Origin of the sequence: uncultured Tateyamaria sp., from assembly GCF_947504105.1 — a bacterium.
GTDB lineage: Bacteria > Pseudomonadota > Alphaproteobacteria > Rhodobacterales > Rhodobacteraceae > Tateyamaria.
The window spans coordinates 1-4,259 of record NZ_CANNGP010000096.1; the positions used below are offsets into that span (position 1 = coordinate 1).

At 58.3% G+C, this 4,259-nt stretch carries 5 protein-coding genes; all 5 read left to right on the forward strand.

Features of this window, described 5'->3' with window-relative positions:
• A partial coding sequence (locus tag Q1A75_RS23310) for a tripartite tricarboxylate transporter permease (RefSeq protein WP_299593350.1) occupies positions 1-452 on the forward strand: 452 nt, incomplete at its 5' end.
• Between the two features lie 242 nt (positions 453-694).
• Complete coding sequence (locus Q1A75_RS23315) at positions 695-1,024, forward strand: hypothetical protein (protein ID WP_299641437.1); 330 nt, start codon at positions 695-697, stop codon at positions 1,022-1,024.
• Between the two features lie 33 nt (positions 1,025-1,057).
• Positions 1,058-1,450: a VTT domain-containing protein gene (locus Q1A75_RS23320; RefSeq protein ID WP_299593353.1), complete on the forward strand. Its 393-nt coding sequence runs from the start codon at positions 1,058-1,060 to the stop codon at positions 1,448-1,450.
• Between the two features lie 174 nt (positions 1,451-1,624).
• On the forward strand, positions 1,625-3,754 hold the full coding sequence (locus Q1A75_RS23325) for a ParB/RepB/Spo0J family partition protein (protein WP_299593356.1): 2,130 nt from the start codon (positions 1,625-1,627) through the stop codon (positions 3,752-3,754).
• A 122-nt stretch (positions 3,755-3,876) separates the two neighbouring features.
• Positions 3,877-4,259 (forward strand): DUF3768 domain-containing protein (locus tag Q1A75_RS23330; RefSeq protein WP_299593359.1); only part of this gene is annotated, 383 nt, incomplete at its 3' end.

Consider the following 4,259-nt stretch of genomic DNA (forward strand, 5'->3'; position numbering starts at 1 on the left):
TTTCTTCATTCTGGATCGTCACTTTCATCATGCGATCCACCTTAACGACCGGTCCGAAATTCCGCGACCACCTCTGTCTGCTTTTCCTTCCTCTTGCGAGCAAACTTGTAAGTGTTTCTATCAGGTTCCTCGTCCCGATCGTTCTCGTCCTGACTTTACTTGGGTCCTACGCTCTCACATCCGGAATATCCGGCCCTTTTACGGTAGTGATCGCTGGTGGGTTGGGTTATTTCTTGCGTCGCAATAACTATCCGATCGCGCCAATGGTAATCGGTTTGCTTCTTGGTAGGGTCGCAGAGGGTGAGCTCTTGCGAAGTTATCAGCTTTCTGGCGGAGATCCTCTCTACATCTTAAGCCGGCCAATTGCCCTATGTCTTATTGGCGGTACGATCTTCCTTTGGACGTTAAGAATGGGACTCAGAAAATATGATTTGTTTAAGAGTAGAGCTTAATCCGTCGCTAGAGCTGTCCTGCTGCCCCTCGAGTCTACGTTTCAAGGATGAGCAGGGGCGGTCGAATTTGGGCGCAAACAAGAGGAGCTAGCAACACAATTGGAAATGCTGCTCTGGTCCTGTCGCGCACCATCACTGACTTCGTGAAAGCCAATGTGCAATATCTGCGAGAGCGATTCGACAGGTTGACGGAACGGTTTGGACGTTTGCGGCATCCCGCGCCGGATCATGAATCAGTCCTTATGCCGGAAACGGACGGGGGCGAAGAGCTTGTGTGGCGCGCGCCGCCGGCACCGCTTCCGCCCGAGATGTCCGTGCACTTGCAGCACGCCGCCAACCGTCCGTCGCATAATCTTGCGTCAGAGACGATCCGGGGGCGAAAGGCACGGGGGTTCGAACGCTCCGCAGATTCCGAGCTCAACCTCGCCCTGTCGGCAAAAGACTTGAGATCCTTCAACGCCGATCTTCGTTCGGTCTTTCCGATAGGCGCCATCCTGACACATGGGTCCTATCAGCCGAATGTGGATGCGCCCCCCAATGGGCCTATACCCAAGCGACGCTGCAACCACTGACCGAGCGTGGCCTACGGGCTTTGGTCGTTTTCGATGGCGTTTCTGGTGGGCCGGCATCTGGTGCGCGTCATGGTCGAGCGCAAGATCAACGACTATCCGAAATTCAAGGCGGTCGACGCCGCGATAGAGGATGAGGGCTGGAAGGTTGTTGACCTGTTGCGACCATCTCCGACCGTCCCGTTCTCTTTGCAAAACTGGTTTCTCGGCACGACGAAGGTGGGCTTCCTGCCCTATGTGGTTGCAACCTTCGCTGGCATCATGCCGGGCACGCTGCTTTATGTCTGGATAGGCTCACTCGGTGCAAACGCAGGCGGCGAAGGGCCGACGGCTAAATACATCTTGTTCGGCGTCGGCCTGATCGCAACTCTGGCAGTAACGATCCTCGTGGGTCGTAAGGCGAAAGCGAAGCTCGACGAACACGCCTGAGATGCGCTTGGACTGCCGATAAGAACAAGGGCTGCCCGCGTGGCTGTGCTCCAAGACATGGCCCCTTCGCGCTGCGGCTGATGTGGCTGAGAGGAAGAGGAACGAAAGCCCGGGTTGCCGGGCTTTGAAGGGAGAGAGAGGCTCTCCCGGTCCGGCTCCTAAAGGAGCTTTCCGATGACCAACCCCAAATCCAAATCCGCTGCCAAGACCATGGCGGCTGGCACTGCCAGCCTGCCGGAGGCAGAGCTGCAGATGATCCCTCTCAACAAGCTGGTGATCAGCCCCAAAAACGTGCGCAAGACCCCGGCCACTGAAGAACAGGACGCCGAACTCTATTCCAGCATCAAGGAGACTGGTCTCAAACAAAACCTGCTCGTCCACAAGGTGGGTGCAAAGTATCATGTGCATGCGGGTGGACGACGTCTGGCGGCACTGCACAAGCTGGCCGATGACAAAGTCATCAAGCCGAACCATCCCGTTGCGTGTTCGGTCGAAGATCCCGATCAGGCCGAAGACACCTCGGCCGCAGAAAACATGATCCGCGCTGCGATGCATGCAGCCGACCAGTTCGAAGCTTTCGCTGCTCTGCGCAAGAAAGGCCGCACGGAAGACCAGATCGCATCCCAGTTCGGGATCACCACCGATCTCGTGCGCCGGCGTCTCAAACTCGCCAGCGTTTCACCGGAGCTGATGGAGCTTTTCCGCGCCGGTGAGATGTCGCTTGATTGTGTCATGGCTTTCACCCTGACCGATGATCACGCGCGCCAGATCGATGCCTGGGAGGTGGTCAAACAACACTACAGCCCGTCGCCGCACTCGATCCGCAACCACCTTACACAGCAATCCTATTCCGGCGCGTCCAAACTCGCTTTGTTTGTCGGGATCGATGCCTACAAGGAGGCTGGTGGCACGGTCATTGAGGACCTCTTCTCTGAACGCGATGCGATGCATCTGGAAGATCCAGACCTTTTGGAGAAACTCGCAACAGAAAAGCTCCAAGGCCTTGCGGATGAGGCGGCCAAGACCTGGAAATGGGCGGAGGCCTGTCTGGATGTCGACTATGATAGCTTTCGTCCCTTCGGCCGGGTCTATCCGCAACCGCTCGATCCCGATCCAGAGCTTGTCGCCGAGAAAGCCAAACTGGAAGAACGTCACGCCGTGCTGGAAGCGGATTACGACGAGGCGACATGGACAGAGGAACTTCAGGAAGAAGACGACCAGATCTGGAAACGCCTGCGCGAAATCGAAGCGATCGAAGACGCCAACGTCGCCTATACCGACGCCGACCACAAAATCGCCGGATGTATCGTGAGCATCGCCCACAATGGCGAGCCGCGTGTTGAGAGTGGTCTTGTGCGTCCCGAAGACATCCCCGAGTCCGAACCAGTGACGTCCGACCAAACGGGAGAGGAAAACGACGACGACGATGCGGTCGCCACGAGCGGACCCAGCATCGAGCTGCCCGCAACGATGCGCCAATCGAATGTGCCGATGAATGCGACGGACGCAGCGCGCAAGGAACAGGGCATCCCACGAGCGTTGACCGACGATCTGCGCGCAACGCGGCATCAAATCATGCGGGCGCATTTGGCCGCTGATTATGGCACCGCCTATGACACCATGCTCTATGCGATGGTGATGTCCGTTCTTGGCGCCTACCGAAGTCAGTCCCCGCTTGACCTCTCGCTGCGTCCTGCGACGACAACCGCATCGCGCGAGACCCTGAAAGACACGGTCGCCGAACGCATGCTGGAAGCGCTCAAAGACGGTCTCAATCTGGGCTGGATGGAGGTGAAGGCACCGGAGGATTTCCACCAGCTGTCGCAGCTTCCTGACGGTGACAAACAGGCGCTCTTTGCCTGGTGTGCGGCCTATGCCCTGAACCAGCAGCTCTCCAACGACAGTGATGCAAACCCTGTCATCGAGGCGACCGGATCACGTTTGAGTGTCGATGTGGCCGCCTGCTGGCGTCCCGGAGCGGATAATTACTGGGGCCGGGTGAAGAAAGACCATGCGGTTGAGACCGCCAAGACCCTGATCGATGACCGCTGGGCCGACGACAAAGCGGGTCTGCGCAAGGCCGAGATCGCCAAAGCCATGGAGCAGGCCTTCTGCGACACCCCGCAGGAGAGTGCCGGTGTGACCGCCGAGACAGCAGCCAAGACATCCCGCTGGCTGCCCGATGGCATGGCAGTGGGGGACACTGAAGACGCAGCGGTGATTTCAGAAATGGGCGCAGCTGAAGCGACATCCGGTTCTGAAGAACCTGAAGCCCTGCCCGCCTTCATGGATGACGCGGCTTAACTTCACATCGTCCACAAAACGCTTTGGATCGCCCCGCCCGTCACAGGGATCGGGGCGGTCCTCTCCGTCTGCCGGGAAGATCAGCGCCGAATGGTTCGGCCGGTCCGGCACGGAGAACGACCATGACTCAAGTACAGCAGACCTCATCCGAAGACATCGCGCAGGATGTCACGCACCCTCAGACCGCCGCCATCATCGCCAAACAGAACGATGCTTTCCGCAGATCCATCACCGCCTGTCCCAAATCGCCCGACATACCACCCGGCACGCTCGTCATGACGGCTGGCATTGCGGCGCAAAGCGGTGCGTTCCGCGCAGCGCTCATTGACGCGCTCGTCGCTTTTGACGCCTTTGACGCCGACAGCGACCCTTACGGATTACACGAAATGGGCGTGCTCCAGATCGAAGGTGAACGCGTCTGGTTCAAATTTGATGGGGTGGATGCTCCCTCCCACAACGGCATCGCAATGTGCCAGACTGGCTTTGTTGACAAGTCAGTGAGAAT